The organism is Megasphaera cerevisiae DSM 20462 (assembly GCF_001045675.1).
Lineage (GTDB): Bacteria > Bacillota > Negativicutes > Veillonellales > Megasphaeraceae > Megasphaera > Megasphaera cerevisiae.
In genome coordinates this window covers 45564-63079 of sequence record NZ_LEKT01000003.1, presented here as the reverse complement: position 1 = coordinate 63079, position 17516 = coordinate 45564, and the positions used below count along the sequence as shown (strand labels likewise).

Annotated in this window: 18 protein-coding genes and 2 pseudogenes; 2 read left to right on the top strand and 18 right to left on the bottom strand. The window is 47.2% G+C overall.

All coding sequences use genetic code 11. The features are described 5' to 3' along the window. Positions 1–73: 73 nt before the first annotated feature. The 4 genes and pseudogenes from AB840_RS01680 to AB840_RS01665 form a co-directional block, all read right to left on the bottom strand. Positions 74–892, bottom strand: a pseudogene (locus tag AB840_RS01680) (nitrogenase component 1); the annotation flags it as partial. Continuing rightward, complete coding sequence (locus tag AB840_RS01675) at positions 892–2193, bottom strand: nitrogenase component 1 (protein ID WP_048513086.1); 1302 nt, start codon at positions 2191–2193, stop codon at positions 892–894. The gene AB840_RS01675 and the pseudogene AB840_RS01680, both read right to left, overlap by 1 nt. Then, positions 2190–2951, bottom strand: a complete 762-nt coding sequence (locus tag AB840_RS01670) for a nucleotide-binding protein (RefSeq protein ID WP_048513085.1) — start codon at positions 2949–2951, stop codon at positions 2190–2192. Before AB840_RS01670 ends, AB840_RS01675 begins: the two co-directional genes overlap by 4 nt. A gap of 9 nt (positions 2952–2960) precedes the next feature. Continuing rightward, the gene (locus AB840_RS01665) at positions 2961–3212 is read right to left on the bottom strand and encodes a TM1266 family iron-only hydrogenase system putative regulator (RefSeq protein ID WP_048513084.1); all 252 of its coding nucleotides are present in this window, start codon (positions 3210–3212) and stop codon (positions 2961–2963) included. A gap of 297 nt (positions 3213–3509) precedes the next feature. On the opposite strand from AB840_RS01665, the gene AB840_RS01660 reads away from it, so the two are divergent. Continuing rightward, a complete protein-coding gene (locus tag AB840_RS01660; protein ID WP_234984864.1) occupies positions 3510–3713 on the top strand; it encodes a zinc ribbon domain-containing protein in 204 nt (67 codons plus the stop codon). Positions 3714–3806: 93 nt separating this feature from the next. On the opposite strand, the gene AB840_RS01655 is transcribed toward AB840_RS01660, so the two are convergent. The 7 genes and pseudogenes from AB840_RS01655 to AB840_RS01630 all read right to left on the bottom strand — a co-directional run bounded on the left by AB840_RS01655 (position 3807) and on the right by AB840_RS01630 (position 8731). After that, positions 3807–4052 carry a hypothetical protein gene (locus AB840_RS01655; protein WP_048513083.1) on the bottom strand — a complete coding sequence of 82 codons (246 nt, stop codon included), beginning with the start codon at positions 4050–4052 and terminating at the stop codon, positions 3807–3809. Between the two features lie 202 nt (positions 4053–4254). Then, positions 4255–4614 carry a desulfoferrodoxin family protein gene (locus AB840_RS01650; RefSeq protein WP_048513082.1) on the bottom strand — a complete coding sequence of 120 codons (360 nt, stop codon included), beginning with the start codon at positions 4612–4614 and terminating at the stop codon, positions 4255–4257. 201 nt (positions 4615–4815) lie between these two features. Continuing rightward, positions 4816–5652 (bottom strand): hypothetical protein, encoded by an 837-nt coding sequence (locus AB840_RS18130; RefSeq protein ID WP_152669407.1) that lies wholly within the window; start codon positions 5650–5652, stop codon positions 4816–4818. A gap of 438 nt (positions 5653–6090) precedes the next feature. After that, complete coding sequence (locus AB840_RS17025) at positions 6091–6249, bottom strand: hypothetical protein (protein WP_159445792.1); 159 nt, start codon at positions 6247–6249, stop codon at positions 6091–6093. Between the two features lie 74 nt (positions 6250–6323). Beyond that, positions 6324–6589 (bottom strand): annotated as a pseudogene (locus tag AB840_RS01640) (TonB-dependent receptor); the annotation flags it as partial. 186 nt (positions 6590–6775) lie between these two features. Beyond that, complete coding sequence (locus AB840_RS01635; RefSeq protein ID WP_048513080.1) at positions 6776–7915, bottom strand: acyl-CoA dehydrogenase; 1140 nt, start codon at positions 7913–7915, stop codon at positions 6776–6778. Between the two features lie 33 nt (positions 7916–7948). Then, complete coding sequence (locus tag AB840_RS01630) at positions 7949–8731, bottom strand: short-chain-enoyl-CoA hydratase (protein ID WP_048513079.1); 783 nt, start codon at positions 8729–8731, stop codon at positions 7949–7951. A gap of 238 nt (positions 8732–8969) precedes the next feature. Between AB840_RS01630 and AB840_RS01625 the strand changes: the two genes are divergently transcribed. Beyond that, on the top strand, positions 8970–10433 hold the full coding sequence (locus tag AB840_RS01625) for a hypothetical protein (RefSeq protein ID WP_048513078.1): 1464 nt from the start codon (positions 8970–8972) through the stop codon (positions 10431–10433). A 78-nt stretch (positions 10434–10511) separates the two neighbouring features. Here AB840_RS01625 and AB840_RS01620 read toward each other — a convergent pair whose 3' ends face one another. From AB840_RS01620 to AB840_RS01585, 7 genes are all read right to left on the bottom strand, one after another. After that, positions 10512–12095 (bottom strand): acyl CoA:acetate/3-ketoacid CoA transferase, encoded by a 1584-nt coding sequence (locus AB840_RS01620; RefSeq protein ID WP_048513077.1) that lies wholly within the window; start codon positions 12093–12095, stop codon positions 10512–10514. A gap of 182 nt (positions 12096–12277) precedes the next feature. Then, positions 12278–14164 (bottom strand): selenocysteine-specific translation elongation factor, encoded by a 1887-nt coding sequence (selB, locus tag AB840_RS01615; protein WP_048513076.1) that lies wholly within the window; start codon positions 14162–14164, stop codon positions 12278–12280. 111 nt (positions 14165–14275) lie between these two features. Beyond that, positions 14276–15178, bottom strand: coding sequence for a permease (locus tag AB840_RS01610; RefSeq protein WP_200809915.1), 903 nt, complete (start codon positions 15176–15178; stop codon positions 14276–14278). Between the two features lie 16 nt (positions 15179–15194). Continuing rightward, positions 15195–15671 carry a glycine/sarcosine/betaine reductase component B subunit gene (locus tag AB840_RS01605; RefSeq protein ID WP_048513075.1) on the bottom strand — a complete coding sequence of 159 codons (477 nt, stop codon included), beginning with the start codon at positions 15669–15671 and terminating at the stop codon, positions 15195–15197. A 20-nt stretch (positions 15672–15691) separates the two neighbouring features. Further along, on the bottom strand, positions 15692–16429 hold the full coding sequence (prdD, locus tag AB840_RS01600; RefSeq protein ID WP_048513074.1) for a proline reductase cluster protein PrdD: 738 nt from the start codon (positions 16427–16429) through the stop codon (positions 15692–15694). A gap of 38 nt (positions 16430–16467) precedes the next feature. After that, a complete protein-coding gene (gene prdB, locus AB840_RS18050; protein WP_078791694.1) occupies positions 16468–17193 on the bottom strand; it encodes a D-proline reductase (dithiol) protein PrdB in 726 nt (241 codons plus the stop codon). Between the two features lie 22 nt (positions 17194–17215). Beyond that, positions 17216–17503, bottom strand: a complete 288-nt coding sequence (locus AB840_RS01585; protein WP_048513071.1) for a CBO2463/CBO2479 domain-containing protein — start codon at positions 17501–17503, stop codon at positions 17216–17218. Between the last annotated feature and the right edge of the window lie 13 nt (positions 17504–17516).

The following is a 17516-nucleotide window of genomic DNA, read 5'->3' as shown; positions in this document are numbered from 1 at the left end:
CACGCAGTACGACATCTCCGTCACAGGCCCATTCCCGCGGCTGCATGAACCAAGTCGCGGCTGTCACCTGCTCCGGCTGTCCCTGCCCGATATATTTCCGCAGAGCCTGGGCCGCGCCCTGCTGATGAACGATGAGAACCTTTTTGCGAAAAAACAAAGAAGTATCCGGAAATTGCAACGGCAATCCGAAATACGCCGGCGCATATGCCGTGCCAAAGGATTTCCGCAAATACCTGGCCGCGGTAAGTCCGGCAGGTGAAATAACAAAGTTGACCGCCGCCCGCCCGGCCTGACGAAAATCATCCAAACAATCGTACAGCTGTATGTGCTGCCAGCCTTGCTGTAACAGCGTGCTCCGTATCGTATCCATATCGCCGGGACGCATCAAATCGAGCGGCAAAGCTCCAAGAACCCCGGCAGTTCCTTTTTCCGCCTTGACCGAAGGTTCGGCAAACGCTTGCAGCAATGCCATATACGCCTTTTCAATACCCTTATCGTATACTGCCATCCCTGTCGTATCAATCGACACAACAGGAATATCCAATTTCTTTTCAGCCATACGCTGCAGCGCCCGGTAATCCGTGCCGATGACCGACGGAACCGGCGTGCCTACAATAGCGGCAAAGGAGGCCTCTATCTGTCCGGCCGCATCGCACAGCTTGGCGACGAGACGGTCATCTCTGCCGAGAATAGCATCCATATCCCGCAAACCCGCGCTGAATACAGCGCTTTTTCCGCCGCTGAACCAACGCGGCTCATCAAACCCGCAGATATTTCCGGCACAGCCACCAGCATCACAAATAACGACAATGCCGCCCAATCCATACAATACCGCGGCGGCACCGGACTGGTCCGGCGCAAAGGGTGCAATATATTTCCATAATCCCTTCATCAGCCGTGCCTCCTCTCCAGTCCGGCTTCTATCTGCCGGAGCAATTCTCTGATACCGTCGTAGCCAAAGGGCTGTACCTCTTCATCCCACATGACATGAACACTGTCCGCATGATAGTATGCCGCATCCTTTCCGATCGTCACATCAACGGCCTGACCGCCGCCCTCATAATACAGCATAGACGGCGATAAATTGGAATACACCCGTGTATCTGGGCTGTATTCCTGCAAGCGCCGCAGATACACAAAATCCTGTGCGGACAAATTCGCATATATTTCCGTCACCGCACAGCCGCAGCCGCTCAACGCTACGGCCATTTCAAAGGCATTGCCATTCTGCATTTCCCCAATCGCAACGGTCATTCCTCCATATGTTTTTTTTATATGAGATGCCGCTTCCTGTGCCGCATCGTACCAGACGGTATCGTCAATACCCGTTCCCAAGGCCCCGGCAAACGCGTGATACTGACGGTGAATCTGATCCGGCTGATATAATCTGGTCAATTCAATACTGGGGATATGCAGACGCGTCTCCATATCCCGCGCAGCCAGACGAGCTTCGGGATTGAGAATCAAATTAAAATTCGCCGCAGACATAGCTTGGTATTCGGCAAAGGTCCGGCATCGGGATATCTCGTTGATCTGACGCAGCCCGGCCTGGTGCAATATATCATACAGCTCACACGTATCCCGAAGAGGTGAAAAATAGCCCAGAAGATTGACCGTCCGGCTATGCCGTTCCTGCTCCTCCAACAGAGAATACACGGCACGGCGCACATCCACCATAGGCGGCTTGCGCCCTTCCCGCGTCAGCGCATACATATAGCACGGTACAACAGGAAGCTTGACCCTCACAGCCGCCTTCCGGCAGACCCGTTCCATATCGGTCCCCAGCAGCGCATCCACGCAGGTCATACAGATCATCACAACAGAGGGACAGTCCGGCAACGATTGAACAAGCTCTTCAACCGCCTGGGGGATTTTTTTCAAATGCCGGCCTGTAACGATATCCGTTTCATCCATAATATAGAAAAAGAAACGATCGCTGTAGCCGCCCATTTCACTTAATATCGTCGTATTGCGGCCGCAGCAGCCGGGGCCGACAAGAAGCATGACAGAACCGGGGATCGCAAGGCCCGCCCGTTTGACGCCGAACCCCTGCGCGCCGGGAGAATTAAAAGCCAGCGCTGCCGGTGAATTATAAATAAGATGGGATGATGAAATGAGCTCTGCCGGAATCTGCGTCCGTCCCCGTTCCATCAGTTCCCGTACGGTAATGGCATACGGTTTTTTTTCTTTCATTTTTCCCCCTGATCCTGTAATAACGTCTGCGCCAGTTCCAAAAAGGTTCTGCTGATCGGCAAATCCGGATTTCCTTCAATCACAGTTTTACCCTCTTCCTCAAACCGGGTAATATCATCACTGCGGGGAATATCCCCAATAACAGAAAGGCCGGCTCTACCGGCAAAAGCCCGGACTTTTTCTTCCTCTTCCAGCACATTACGGCGGTTCAACAGGATTCCCCGCACTGCCGCATAGCTGCGGTCCGCAAAATTCTGAACTGCCGTGTTGATGTTATTAGCCGCATACAGCGCCATTTTTTCACCGGACGTAACGATGAGAACCTGCTCGGCATAGCCTTCCCGGATAGGTGCGGCGAAGCCGCCGCAGACAACATCTCCCAACACATCATATAAAACCACATCCGGCCGGTATCGTTCAAATAATCCCAAATCCTCCAGCAGCGAAAAGGTAGCAATAATGCCGCGTCCGGCACAGCCCAGTCCGGGTGTCGGGCCGCCTGTCTCGATGCAAAGAATGCCGCCATAGCCGATACGGGAAATATCTTCAATGCGTTCCGGCTCCTCGTCATGCTCCCGAAGATAATTCATGACCGGCTCTACAGGCTTCCCGCCCAGCAGATTAAACGTCGAATCGGCTTTGGGATCACAGCCGATCTGAATAACCCGGTTCCCCAAATACGCAAAGGCCGCCGCCAAATTACTGGTCATCGTCGATTTGCCGATCCCGCCTTTGCCATAAATAGCAAGTTTTAACATACATTCCTCCTACTGCGGCAGAGGCGGATAAATAGTTTTAGTACTGACGTTGTCTATCATGCCCAGTTTACCCGACAACGCATTGATCACATCCTGCGGCGCATCAATGATAATGCTGATCACGTTGATTTCCTTGCCCTTATAGGGAACGCCCATTCGTCCAATAATATATTTTCCATACGCATGAAGAAGCTCATTCAACTTGCTCGTTCCCTCGCGATTGCCTACAATAATGCCGATCAAGGCCAGTCTCGTTTCCATTATCTCCTGCCTCCTAACACAAAAAACCCTGTGTGAAAGCACAGAGCCTGGTAATTTCAAATGTGCTTTCGCCTTTGCCGCGCAGTCTATTCTTTGCGGTCAAGTACGGACGCCATACGATAAAGTTTTCTGTCAGAAATTCTTTCAGATCACTTATTTACTTTATTATATCACAAAACCATCCCAGCCGGCACAAAAAACAAGAGAAAAGGTGTCAAAATCCTGACAAACACTGCCCCAACGTGCTATGATAATATTATATAAATATATGGATACCCCAACGGGAGATGAACGATTATGATAATTTGTCCAAAATGCGGCACAGAGCTGCGCGACGGCGTCCGCATGTGCCCTATCTGCGGTACACAGCAAGTCCTGCCGCCGCAGCCGCCGAAATATACACGCAGCAACCAACGGATTTTTTCTAAAACCAGAATCATTAGTGTGATCATCGTTGCCTTATTCCTCATCATCGGGCTTTGGCGGGTTATCATGCGTTAGACCACAAGAACACCCTTTGCCAAGAGCGGCGGCGCTCATAACAGCGGGTGTTTTTATATTATGTAAAAAACTGATACATGCTTCCTGTTCCGATCACACTAACGAAATGACAGCGTCTTCATCAATAATGATATCCGGATCTCCCAGGGAAATATACTGTTTCTCCGATCCAAGCACAGCTCTGACGCCCAGCATGGTATTATGAAAATGCAGCATTCCTTCGCTATATCCGCCGTTCTCTTCTGCAAATTCCAAGATATCAGCCCTCTCCAACAGCGTATGGCGCAGCTCTTCCGATAAATCACCCCACCGGGTACCTAATAGTGTGGTGGAAAACATACCTATCCTTCCCTTCCAGATGCTATACCTATAAAATAAAAAAGACACAAAAACAGCGAAACACCAGCAGACTTCGTTGTCTTTGTGTAGATGATAGGTAAAGTATATGATTCATCGCTCCAAATGTCAAATTAAGAAAACATAAATAAACAGCCCTGCGCGTTATATATGCAAGGCTGTTATACTATATTTTCTAAAAATTTTAAAAGCTCGTTTTCCACAGGCCATGCAGATTACAGTATTCATATACAGTCCCCGGACCGCTGACCGTAAACTCTGCCTTGGGAACATCTCCGGGCTTTAAATACCGGATTTCAACCGTGTCGTCCGTGGCCACAGCAATCCACTGAATATAATGATTTTCCAGCATCGGATGAATAACGGAGCCGATCTGTACCTTCAATACATTCCCCACTTTTTCAACTGCCGGGACATGCTTTTCCTGCGCCGCATCCACCGATCCGGGAACAAGCAGCTTCGCGCCCGGCAGATCTGCAACATCACCGCTTACTACGGCTACGATATTGCTATTTTCCAACTGATAAAATTTAACCTCTTTCATTGGTAAAACCTCCTTTTTCGCTTTAAAGTGTCTACTATTTTATATTAATTAATAATAATTATTTGTTGTTTATTTTATTATATAATCTTTATCTTTAAATGTCAATATATACGCCTATGCTTTTTTAATATATATCGTCATAGCACACTAAGAGCGCTATGTTTGATAGAAATAGAATCTCACCTATGTGTATGCAGTTTATTAAAATTTGTAGGAAACCTGTACTCGCGTATAATCCCCCAGCGTAAAGTGTTCCGGCCCGTACAGCGTATCCCGCTTACCGATGCCCTTAGCGCCGAAGGTATAGAACGCTTCCAGTAAGAAATCTTTGGCCGGGACATAGCCGCCGCCGATGGTGAAGGACTTGATGCCGTCCATATACCGATCCGTCACACCTTCCGTGCCGTTGCCGCCAAAGAAGGCGCTATGCTGGAAGTATTTATAGTCGGCAAAAGCATTCCAGCTGCCCGGTTTGTCCGTGTCCGCTTTGCCGATGTCGACGCGAGCTACCCAGAACCGGGGCGTGCCGCCGTTGGACCGGCCGGCGATGTCAAAGTCTGACGTGCCCGTTTCGTGTTTATAAATCGTATTGCCGTTCATAAAACGGCCGAAATCCGTGCGGTTCTGTCCCCAGTCGTAGGACAGGCGGACGTTGTCGCCGATGCGCCACGTCGCGCCGAGACCGATGACGTTGGCCAACTGATCGAAGGAGGCCGTGTCGTTGTGATCACCGTTGGCATAGGCAGTGGACTGGGTGTCGTCGCCGAATTGGTGCTTGGCCTGGGCGAAAACAGTTTTATCGATGGGCGGGATCTGATCTTGGACGAGGACGCTACCGAGGGCGAGCACTTTAGCGCCCGTGAGGAACGTAAGAGGCAGAGAGCTGTCTTTTTCTGGTTTCCAGTAGAAATCTAATATCGCTAAAAGACCGGATTGCATAGTTTCAATGCCCAATTTATCGTCACTCATGTTTTTCACAGACAAATCCGTAAGCGCTTTATACGCCAACTCTTTGGCTTCATCTCGCGTCAACCCCAAGTGTAAATTCCCTGGTTTGACCTCATCTATAGAAAGTGCGTTATCATAAGAAGGCCTAGGGCTAAAATTGCCGTTAATGTTTTCAAATTTTTGATTGCCCGTATACGTCCCATAACCAATGCATGTGCTGGCTATTTCACAGTCGATCTTCGCTCCATCAGTGAAAATCAACTGCGCAGACGATTTTTCTATCCCACCTGTGTGTATGTATTGTTCTCCCCATTTCCACTATTTTTCAAAATTTTTTCGCCGCAATTCTAGATCAATATAATTTGCAATCGTATTCTCAAGGAAAGAGCTCATCCCCGTTTTCATCGAAATATAGGTATCCAACACCTTTCCGGCAGCCTTCTCTGTAACCGTTATTTGTTGCCAGGCATATTCATTGTAGCTAGTGCCATACTTTTTATTTATGAGGGTATCCCAAGCACCCTGCCCCTATTCCTTAATTACATTAGCTTTGACTACCTCGATGTATTCCATCAGTATTTTCCGCTGTGCTTCCTCCGTTTTGGCTGTTTTTAATTTATTTCTTAATCCTTCATATCCCGATACTTTTTCATCACCCAACCATTCTTTTTTAGTGGGATTCCGCAAGAACCACTGCCGCGTCGCAGGGGTATAGGCCGAATCGGCAATCCCTGTACTCTGACTGAAATCACCATAGACTAGGGGAAGATATCGCCGTCCTGCTTGACTCTCCGGCCTTCGACGTTCACCTGGAAGACTGCCGTCTTTGCGGCTTTCTTTGTAATGACGTTGATGACGCTACTCCCTGGGTGATTTCAATATGATCTACATTTTCCGTGCCCAGCCGCTGCAGCTCGTCACCGTCACCGCTGTATTTGGCAAAGTCCCCCATGACGGGCTGTCCGTCAATGAAGATTAGTGTATGGCGAGGCTCTGCCCCGCAGATAGATACGGTGACGCGTCCCATGGCGTCTCCTGTCACAGAAGCATTATAGTAAAGACAAAATACCGCAGCATTTCTGCTGCGGTATCAAGGTGTAAGCATTGCATTTTATTGTGTAATGTGTAAGCGGTTTTATACTATTTCTATTTGTCTATACTATTTTCAACTACTATTTTATACATCTTTCAAAAAAGGAGGTTTCTCTCAGGATTATCTCAGGATAGCGCCGGAAATGACCATCTGCTGTACCTGGCTCGTACCTTCATAAATCTGGGTGATCTTAGCATCGCGCATGTAGCGTTCTACCGGATATTCACGAGTGAAGCCATAGCCGCCGAATACCTGTACCGCATCCGTGGTGACCTGCATAGCTACGTCAGATGCGATTTTCTTGGCAATAGCAGCATCCAAACTGTAAGAAACGCCCTGATTCATGCTGTACGCTGCCTTGTATACGAGGTACCGTGCGGCTTCTATCTTGGCTTTCATATCTGCAAGAATAAAGCTGACAGCCTGGAACTTTGCGATCGGTTTGCCGAACTGTACACGTTCCTTGGCATATTTCAGTGCATGTTCATATGCGCCTTCTGCAATACCCAAAGCCTGTGCGCCGACGCCGACACGGCCGCCGTCCAAGGTCATCATAGCGATTTTAAAGCCTTCGCCTTCTTTGCCGAGGAGGTTCGCTGCCGGTACTTTGACGTCCTGAAATACGAGTTCACGCTGCACAGATGCACGGATACCCATTTTCACTTCTTTTTTGCCGTATGTAAAGCCTGGGGTGCCTTTTTCTACGATAAATGCACTCATGCCCTTGGCACCTTTAGATTTATCAGTGCTGGCAAATACAACCGTGATTTCAGCTTCGCCGCCGTTGGTATTGAAAATTTTAGAGCCGTTCAATACATAATGGTCGCCGTCTTTGACTGCTGTCGTGCTGCCGTTCAGCGCATCTGTCCCTGCGTTTGGTTCGGTCAGGCCGAAGGCACCAAGTTTTACGCCGCTGGCAAGCGGTTTGAGGAATTTCTGTTTTTGTTCTTCTGTACCGAACTTCCAGATCGGCCAGGAGCAAAGCATGGTATGTACTTCAAAGCTGAGTCCGATAGACGGATCTGTTTTGGAGATTTCTTCACAAGCCATTGCCATGCTGAGGAAATCGGCGCCAACACCATCATAGTCTTCTTCGTAAGGGATACCCAGCAAGCCGAGTTCGCCCATTTCATTGACAATACTGCGGTCGAAAATTTCCTTTTCGTCCCGTTCCTGTACTGTCGGTGCCAGACGTTTTGCTGCAAAATCAGCAGCTAATTTTACGATATCCTTATCAATATCTCTTATTGCAAAATCCATGAAAAAATCCTCCTACATCTGTTTTAGATTATATTATTTATCCGTGAAATGTTTTTCACGTTTTTCAACAAAAGCGGCCATGCCTTCTTTTTGATCGTCCGTGGAGAAGCAAAGGCCAAATACTTCATCTTCATACGCAATGCCCGTGATAACATCGCAGTTGATACCGCGATTGATAGCTGTTTTAGCAAGCTGCACAGCAATTTTAGCGTTGGATGCAATTTCCTTCGCTACTTTCAGGCAGGTATCCATCAGTTCTTCCTGAGGAACAACCGTATTAACTAATCCGATGCGATGTGCTTCCTGCGCATTGATCATGTTAGCTCTGTAGATAAGTTCTTTGCCATAGCCGCGGCCTACGACACGGGGAAGGCGCTGTGTACCGCCAAATCCCGGAGTAATACCGAGACCCACTTCGGGTTGACCGAATTTAGCATTTTCCGAAGCATAACGGAAGTCGCAGGCGCATGCCAATTCGCAGCCGCCGCCGAGAGCAAATCCGTTGACTGCCGCAATAACCGGCTGCGGCAGGTTTTCAATACGTGTAAACGTATCCTGCGAGATCTTACCGAAATGACGGCCTTCGATCGGGTTCTTTGTAGACATTTCAACAATATCGGCACCTGCCACAAACGATTTTTTACCGCTGCCTGTGATAATAAGAACTTTTACTTCGGGATCATTTTCGATTTTTCCGACGCAATCGTTCAGTTCTGTAACCGTTTCCGTATTCAATGCGTTCAACGCCTTCGGACGGTTAATCGTCAGGATACCAATACTGTCTTCTTTTGTAAATTCAATGTTTTTGTAAGCCATTCATAAAGCCTCCTTAAATTAAACGAATCTTTAAGTTGATTTTTATTCAACCAACTTTGTACCTTCAGTATACATATTGCCTTACGGGAACGAAACAGGAAAGATTGGCATTTTTTAGCATCAATTTAGTCCATGGATTTTTTTGACTATTCATTGAGATTTTTTTGACCTTGTGATATGATAAATATGTCAAAATGTGCGTATTTGTAAATTGAATTGAACAAGGGAGGGTTATCATGTGATTTCAGATGGTTATGCATCTACCTTAAAACGGCTGATCACCTTTACGCAGGCAAAGTTTATTTCCCTGGCAGACGTCGTTGGATATGATGTTTCCTACGTTAACAAGTGGAGCAACGGAACAAAGCTGCCATCTTCGCGTTATGTCGAACGGATCAACGAGGAAATGGGCCATTATTTTGCAGAACTTATTGCAAAACAAGGCAAGAAAGAAAAATTTTTCAAAACATTCCCCATTTCAGAAACTGCCGAGGATCTGGGCTTTGAGATCAGTCAATACCTCTGTGCCGCATATAGATCTACGTTACATCAGGACCATTCATCCAAAGGAAAAGAAAACCAGCCCTCCATTCAAGTCATTACAGGCCATCATGATACGGCAGATTTTTTATCTGATATTCTGCAGAAAAGTCTGCAAAATCTGGATGGCGACGGTGAACTGCTCATTCTCGGTGATTTTTGCTCCTTATACGATGCCGGTTTTTGGAAGTATTTCGACGATATTCATTTGACAGCATCCAATCTGACGCTTCGCGTCGGTCTGAACATGGATAAATTAGAAAAAAATCCGCAGTATATCGGACATCTCTATGCTACATTAGATCGATTTTTAGATTTTGATTTTGTGTTTTATGATATTTGTGATATTGAAAATTCCAATATCATTCTTTTAAAAGGTGTTTTTGCTGTACAATACGCTATGTCCACACCACCTCGCTTTAATATGTGCACCTACATTTTTGATGAATCAATGGTGTGGGATATTTATGAGAAATTCAGCTTTACGGGAACAGAAAAAAAGGCTCTCAATTTCACGGTGAGCTCCCTGGGAATGGATGATCTCGGCTATCGTACAGCATTTTATGCCACCAATCGTTTCTTTTTTTTCCTTACAAACGGTTTTGAATTTTTACTGCCCCATGAGGTTTTTGACAGCATTATTCAAAAGGTATCTCCCGAGCAGGCCTTTGCCGTGCAGCGTCTTTGCGTAACGTGGGAGGAAATTCTCGATGTCTCAAAGATTGATTTTATTATACCGGCAACGTCTCTCATGCGGTATCTTGAGGACGGCTATATTTACTTAACAGACGTAGAATACAACCTGAGCGCGCAGGAGCGTCGGGAGCATATCAAAAGCGTACTGCAGGCCATGTCCAACAACGATCATATTACGATGGCAACCTTATTGCCCGCCCTAGGTGATGATATATATAAAGGAAAGAATTTATCCTTTTATTCCAATTACAAAACAGGCTTCCTGAAAAAGAACAAACAGCGGGTTCATAATAATGCGGATACATTTTATTTGATCGTAAATGACCGCCTTCATTCTCTTATTTTAAACTTTTTCCAGAACATGAAGGAGCTGCCTTCTTATCAGCAATATACATGTGAAGAACTGACAAATAAATATGAGGTATATAAGCCTTTGATTGAGCGTACTCTTTCATTAAACGAATAAGAGTACTAAAAAATATGGCCGAAACAGATGCTCTCATCCGTTTCGGCCATATTTTTTAGTACCTTGCTATTATGTTGTTTATTTGCCGATCTGATTCTTCATTTCCTTTAGGCCCATCGGCTTGTCTTCAAACAAATATGCCGGCATACGTTTGACATCATCAACAATCGGCTTGAATCCCATTTGATCCAAGACATCCTTTTGCAGATCAATGCCCGGTGCGATTTCTATCAGATGTACGCCGTCTTCCTTCATTTCAAAAACGGCCCGTTCTGTAATATACAGAACATGCTGATTATGATTACGGGCATATGTACCGCTGAACGTAATATGATCTACTGTCGGAACAAATTTCTGGACTTTGCCTTCCTGCAGAATATGCAGTTTACCGTCTTTGATTTCTTCCTTGAGCTTACCTGTTGTAAAGGTGCCGCAGAAAACAACGTTTTTCGTATTCTGGGTAATATTGACAAAGCCGCCGCAGCCGGCAATCCGCGTACCGAATTTAGATACGTTGATATTCCCGTCCGCATCGCATTCCGCCAAACCAAGGCAGGTCAAATCCAAACCGCCGCCATCATAGAAATCAAACTGCACGGCCTGATCGAGATAGCATTCTGCATTAACACTGGCACCGAACTGCACGCCGCCCAAGGGAATCCCCCCGATCGCACCGGCTTCTACAGTCATCGTAAGGGTATCACCGATGCCTTCTTCATTGGCAACGGAGGACACGAGTTCCGGAATACCGATGCCTAAATTGATGACCGCTTCACTGCTCATGTTGAGCAGCAGCAATGCCGCACGGCGGGCAATAACTTTTTTAGCGTTGAGAGAGGCCGGTTCCAATGCCTTGACCGGAACGGTCGCTTCACCGGTCAGAGAGGGATCGTATGCACAATCGAAGGATTGCTGATGCTTGGCCGGGTCGTCGCACTGTACGATATAATCGACATATATGCCCGGTACTTTGACAAGCTTCGGATCCAATGTACCGCCCTTGACAATTTTTTCGACCTGTATAACGACGATGCCGCCGCTGTTGTGAACGGCCTGCGCAATCGGCGTTGCGTCAAATGGAGAAACTTCCTTCGTCATGACTACGTTGCCCCATTCATCGGCATAGGTACCGCGGATAAAGGCAATATTCATATCCATACGCGGATAGAACAGCTGTTCATGGCCTTCGATCTCAATTACTTTGACGAAATCATCTTTTGTGACAGCATTCAGCTTGCCGCCTGTTATCCGGGGATCCGCGAAGGTTTCCAAACCGACATGCGTAATCGTGCCGAGACGGTGTGCCGCTACATCACGGAAATATTGAGCCAGCGTGCCCTGCGGAAGGTTATACGCCTGAATTTTATTTTCATTGACCAGCTTCTGCAACGCCGTAACCGCATTCCAATGGCCAAGAATTGCTTTTTTCAGCATGCCTTCATGAGCAAAGTGATCGCCGCCGCGGCCATCCGTATTCCCCTGTGACGCCGCATAAATCAAAGTCAGATCCTTAGGTGCGCCGGTTTCGAGAAAACGTGCTTCCAAGGCACTGGTCAAAGCTTCCGGCTGACCGGAGCCTACAAACCCGTTGGTCGTAACGACATCATTGTCCTTTACGAGCAGTGCTGCTTCTTGTGCTGTAATTATTTTCACTTGTTTCATTCTGCTTCCATCTCCTATTTCACGTCATTTATGTATTATCTATGTTTTTATTATACGAATACGGTATATGGAATACCACGTGAAACGAATGAATGAAATGGTACAAAAAAATTCCAAGAATTCCAAAACACGATAGGATTGGCAAAAATGGCAGCTGTATATAATGCTGCCGTCTGTACTATTTATAACGGATTCAATATCCGGTAGTTCTCAACCCGCCGGGTAATTCCTTGCTGATCCATATATTCCAGCAGCAGCATCGATGATTTTCGGCTGGATACCGTCATATCCCGAAAATCAGCCAGGGTCATTGTATCATGATCCCGGAAAAAATCCCGAACCTGCTGCACAGCCTGCTCGTACTGCTCTGCTGCAATAACATATTCAAAGGTCAACGCTGCCAGAGACTGTCCCGTTATTGCCAGCAACACCTCTTCGGCTTCCCGATCCAGCTGTAGCAATTCGTCTTTTTTTACCGGCGTGCTTCCTGACTGACGCACTATATCCTCTATCTTTTTCCGCACGTCTTTTTGATGCGCGGTAAACGTGATTTCAAAACGGGCTGCCGCAATCCGGCCGCCTGTATTTTTACAATACTGATCCGTCAGCATTTGTTTAAGAAGCGTATTGCACTCTTTTTCCGTCAGCGTTTTGCGCAGGCGGGAGCGGAATTCTTCAACGGCAATTCCCGGCCGCAGCGGAAATTTCTGGTGATACGCCAGCAATACCTGAACTGCCTGGCCGCGCAGCCTCTTGTATGTCTGGGCATGCATATATCCTAACGGGGTCTGCAGAACGGCTTTTTCCTTCTGCAGGATCTGCATCGACTCCTGCAGTATGTCTGGTGCCGCACGCGTATAGGCGGCCAGATCGTCCAGCGTAACAAAGGATTGGTCTGTATTGACTAAAAAGTCTTCGAGAATATGATCCAGATTTCCTTCTTCCTTGGTTTTCAGGCTTTGCAGGACGCTGCTTTTAAACCGGCGGTGTTTTTTGGGTGCTTCTTCCAGGACTTCCCCGCCGGCAATGGTATAAATGGGCGAATACGTACGCAGGATAAAATGATCGCCGGCTTTAACGACAACCTGTTCTTCCAGCCGCAGCTGTACAAACCCTTCGGCCCCCGGTACGATCCGATCTATGCCCAGCGGAACGGTACGGGCCATGATTTCCCGCGTTCCTACTAAAAGCCGTACCCGATCCCAAAGCCCGATAGATTTGACCGCATTTTTTAAGCAGACTGCCTTTACGTCAATCATCCATGTCGGCTGCAGTCCTGCCGACGCTGAAAGGACCGTGCCGCGCTGTATTTCTTCTTTCGTAATATTGGTCAGATTCAGTGCTGTACGATGCCGCGCCGAGGCAGTTTTTACGTTTTGATTGTGTATCTGTATATTACGGACGCGTACTTTTTTGCCGCCAGGATATACCGTAAGCTCATCATCAATAGAAATAGACCCGTCCAGCAGTGTACCTGTCACGACCGTGCCAAAGCCTCTTACACTGAAAACACGGTCCACATTCAAGCGAGCCGCGCCGGTTTCAGGCACATCTGGTATGCGTTCCGTCCATTCCTCCAGCTTTTTCACCAGATTTGCCATGCCGCGGCCGCTGATAGCATCCGTTTCTATGATTTCCGCATCCTGCAGCGGCGTATCTGCCAATTGGTCCCGAATATCTTCGATCGCCAGTTCCTTTATTTCTTCATCTACCATATCTACCTTGGTCAGTACGATCAAAAAATTGCGGATACCAAGAAGGGTAAGGATATCCATATGCTCCCGCGTCTGCGGCATCACACCTTCTCCGGCATCAATGACCAGCATTACCAAATTAATACCGGGCAGTCCGGCTACCATATTTTTGATGAATTTTTCATGTCCCGGCACGTCGACAATGCCGACGCGCTGCCCATTCGGCAAATCCAGATAAGCAAATCCCAGATTGATGGATAAGCCTCTTTTCTTTTCTTCCTTGGTTGTATCTGTTTCAATGTTTGTCAGGGCCTTGACCAGGGTCGTCTTGCCGTGATCTACATGCCCGGCTGTGGCTATTACAATGTTAGACATACAAAAAATCTCCCCTTTTCATACATATACAAAGGAGCCGCAGCAGGATTTTCACATGTAGTGTTTATTGCCAGCTGCGACTCTATCCTATTTCTGTATTTATTCGTAATATTATGCTTCCTGACCCGCTTTCGGTATATCGCCCTTGTTTTTAAGCCCTTTACGGATATAGGTAATACCCGTATAAATAACGACAACAATAATGACCCATGTCAATAATTTCAAATCCATATTAACGATCAAATTAGCGGCCACTAATACCCCTGCGATACCAGAAATCGTAAACGCCAGGCTGATCTTACGGGCATAATCGCCTGCCATAATGAATTCCTTGGCAGCTACCGGCATCAATGCCGCCGCTGATCCCATCATGACGGGAAACGCTACGATGGGGTTCATGCCCAACATAAATACCATGACCATGCACGGTGCATAGAGACCGCACCCCAGTGTCATCAGTGCTCCAAAAATAAAATTCAGCACAATCGCAATGATCAGCTTGCCGCCTTCCAGACCGACAGCTGTATTGCCGCTGCCAAGAAAATCAATAAAACCGGTCTGTTTTCCGATCATCAATACCGCTGTCACCAAAAGGGCCAGTCCCAGGTACGTCTGCACTTTCCGTTCCGGCAGCTTCGGCACAAGCCTGCCGCCGATAGCGGCACCAATAATGGCCGCAAAAATCAGGGAAAATAAAGTGATAGGCTCTACTTCAACATTTTTAATGAAAATATACGCCTCCATCATGACCGGAATCGTAAACGCCACGTTTAAAATTCCCGGCAGATGCTTGTCATGCTTCAGCTGTTTTGTCACATTCAGCAGCATTGTCGAAGTAGCGAAGCTGCCTATGCCAAACACATCAAAAAAATCGACGATAAAGCCAATACCTAAATTGACAGGCCAGCTGCCATATCCCAAATCATGGCGATGGGCAATTAAATCACGAACAAAATAAAATAAAAAGTAAAGGAATAGTATAGCCAACAGGCCTAGTAACATTGTAACGATCACGGTGCCTCGCCTCCAGTTATGTACGTTGATGATCTTTGCGCATAACTAACTTAATAGCAGCAAGGGCTTTTACAGCATCGACAGCCGCAACGGCATTCTCACCGATTACTTCTGTTTCAATGCCTGCAGCAGACTTATTAATATCTAAAACCTGTCGGGTGTATTCGTTTTCAACGACAAATTTTGCCTGCCGGCCAATAAATTTGAGACCTATAACACTTATATCCCTGCGACCGATCTGTTCCATTGTATTCATAAAATCAACATCAGAATTACCCCAACCGTCAGCGGATATAACCGCACCGCTGCAATTCATCCCTTCCAGCCACACGGCAGTACGCTGCCCAACCAAATGCTTCATCCGATTATCCTGCGGCGTACCTACGATAATAATACCGCAAAAATCAATATCCGGATCATCCGCAAATGCCTTGACCATGGGATCTTCAAAATAATGCTTCGTCGTTTCTTTTGTAGAGGGACCGATTCCCATATGCACACCTCTTTTCTATATTATACCATAGCCCGCAGCGCACCGTCGCGAAATTCGTTCGCAGTCAGCAAAACGGGCATGTTATTCATATCGATGATGGATATGCCGCCGGCAAACCCTCCGGGCTCCTGCGGAAATACCAGGGTATCATACATGGCACCTTGTCCGGCTACTTGTTTTACAATCGCTACTCGGGGTTTTCCCGGATGTGATTTTTCTTCATATACATGGGTTTCCACTGCATCTCTGCCATCCATGATTTTCAATAGTTCACGGATACCTTGTATAAATCGATCTGCCAGGGCAAACATCTCCAGACAAAGCTTTCTCGTCAGAATGCAGTCTTTTTTAGCCAGCATGTCTATCAGGATGATATAGTCTTCCTTTTTAGGCGTACCGGCACAGTTCCATTTCATGTTTTCATGCAGTATCCCTTCCGTCGAACCGAATTCGTGCATCTGCTCACCATCCCGGATTGCGCCGCACAGGACCACGCACACCCCGGTCAGGGTATGCGTAATCCCGGTCCCCATGAGGCCCAGCACCTTTGCCGATAGGGGAATAATATCCATAATCGTATTGGTCCGGACGTCATGATGGTGTGGCGGCAATACCTGAATCGTCAGCTGTTCGATATCGGGGTTCTGGCATGCCACATGATCGGGTATGATCAAACGGTCTGCTTCCAGATAGAAGTAGTTTCCCACAGTAACTTCCTTCATGTGAAAAACTCTGATCTTTAATGGCTCGCCTCGCATCTTTCCACCTGCTTTTCAGTCAATTACACTCACTTAAATTAAATGTGGGCAATATATTCGTACGGCAGTGGCACGATTTTCCCCGGTGTCTGAATATCTTCCAGCTGCTGCAGCGTATCACGGACGATACCCAGCTGCATGGGGATATTGTGCGGTTCACCGGCATTCGCACCCATAGGAACACGCGGCGCAACAGCACGGGGGGTTCCGTTTTGACGTACAACGGGCGGTAATGCTGCGATAATAATAGTCGGTATACCAATTTCTTCAATAGCTCTCTGCACGATCACGGCAGTTCTGTGGCAAGTGCCTCACCCGGCGGTCAGGATAACGCCGTCAACTGCTTCTTCCTTCAGCCGCTGCGCGATTTCCGGACCGGTCTTGTCGTGAAATACTTCCTGATCACCGCCGCCGCCCATAAATCCATAGTGGAAGGGCGCCGTTTCTTTGATAAATCCTTCTTTGACCAAGTCATGGAGACGATCCAGCGGGAACATACTGTTGATGTCACGGTTGGCATCGGTATTGTCGTAGCCGCCGTGAGACACCATCAGGTCAGAAGCAGGGGTACCATCGGGTATAACACGAAAGGATGTATCCCCGGCAAGATTGAAGCGTTTATCAGATTTTAAATGAGCACCGCAGGCTGACGCCAGGGCAATTCTCATTTCTTTTAACGGTTTGGTAACCGGCGTGAAAATGGATTTAGGTGTAATCGGCACATAAACCTCAGATTGCAGGCCTTCAAATATTGTTAAGCTCATAAGGCTGTATCTCCTCTCTCTATCAGGCTTCAGAATGTTTTCGTTCTTCTATGATGCGCTTTTGCTCACGAATCGCCCGGACATAATGAGCCGCCGGTTCTTTATCAAAGACCTCCGGATAAGACATGAGAAACCCGACTTCCTGACCGACTTCCAAATCATAGTTGGAAATAATCATTCGTTTCGGTATCCGCAGCTGTCCCAGACGGCCTTTCAGATCAATCGCGACGCTGCCATCATGTACTTCGACGATAATACCTTCATACATGCACTCACTGGAGGTATATTTTAGTTCGTGTTCATTATCCATGCATATCATCTCC

Excerpts from the sequence above, each read along its gene's own strand:
- AB840_RS01675 (WP_048513086.1), bottom strand. The coding sequence starts at position 2,193 with ATGAAAGAAAAAAAACCGTATGCCATTACCGTACGGGAACTGATGGAA.
- AB840_RS01670 (WP_048513085.1), bottom strand. The coding sequence starts at position 2,951 with ATGTTAAAACTTGCTATTTATGGCAAAGGCGGGATCGGCAAATCGACG.
- AB840_RS01665 (WP_048513084.1), bottom strand. The coding sequence starts at position 3,212 with ATGGAAACGAGACTGGCCTTGATCGGCATTATTGTAGGCAATCGCGAG.
- AB840_RS01660 (WP_234984864.1), top strand. The coding sequence starts at position 3,510 with ATGATAATTTGTCCAAAATGCGGCACAGAGCTGCGCGACGGCGTCCGC.
- AB840_RS01655 (WP_048513083.1), bottom strand. The coding sequence starts at position 4,052 with ATGTTTTCCACCACACTATTAGGTACCCGGTGGGGTGATTTATCGGAA.
- AB840_RS01650 (WP_048513082.1), bottom strand. The coding sequence starts at position 4,614 with ATGAAAGAGGTTAAATTTTATCAGTTGGAAAATAGCAATATCGTAGCC.
- AB840_RS01635 (WP_048513080.1), bottom strand. The coding sequence starts at position 7,915 with ATGGATTTTGCAATAAGAGATATTGATAAGGATATCGTAAAATTAGCT.
- AB840_RS01630 (WP_048513079.1), bottom strand. The coding sequence starts at position 8,731 with ATGGCTTACAAAAACATTGAATTTACAAAAGAAGACAGTATTGGTATC.
- AB840_RS01620 (WP_048513077.1), bottom strand. The coding sequence starts at position 12,095 with ATGAAACAAGTGAAAATAATTACAGCACAAGAAGCAGCACTGCTCGTA.
- selB (WP_048513076.1), bottom strand. The coding sequence starts at position 14,164 with ATGTCTAACATTGTAATAGCCACAGCCGGGCATGTAGATCACGGCAAG.
- AB840_RS01605 (WP_048513075.1), bottom strand. The coding sequence starts at position 15,671 with ATGGGAATCGGTCCCTCTACAAAAGAAACGACGAAGCATTATTTTGAA.
- prdD (WP_048513074.1), bottom strand. The coding sequence starts at position 16,429 with ATGCGAGGCGAGCCATTAAAGATCAGAGTTTTTCACATGAAGGAAGTT.
- AB840_RS01585 (WP_048513071.1), bottom strand. The coding sequence starts at position 17,503 with ATGGATAATGAACACGAACTAAAATATACCTCCAGTGAGTGCATGTAT.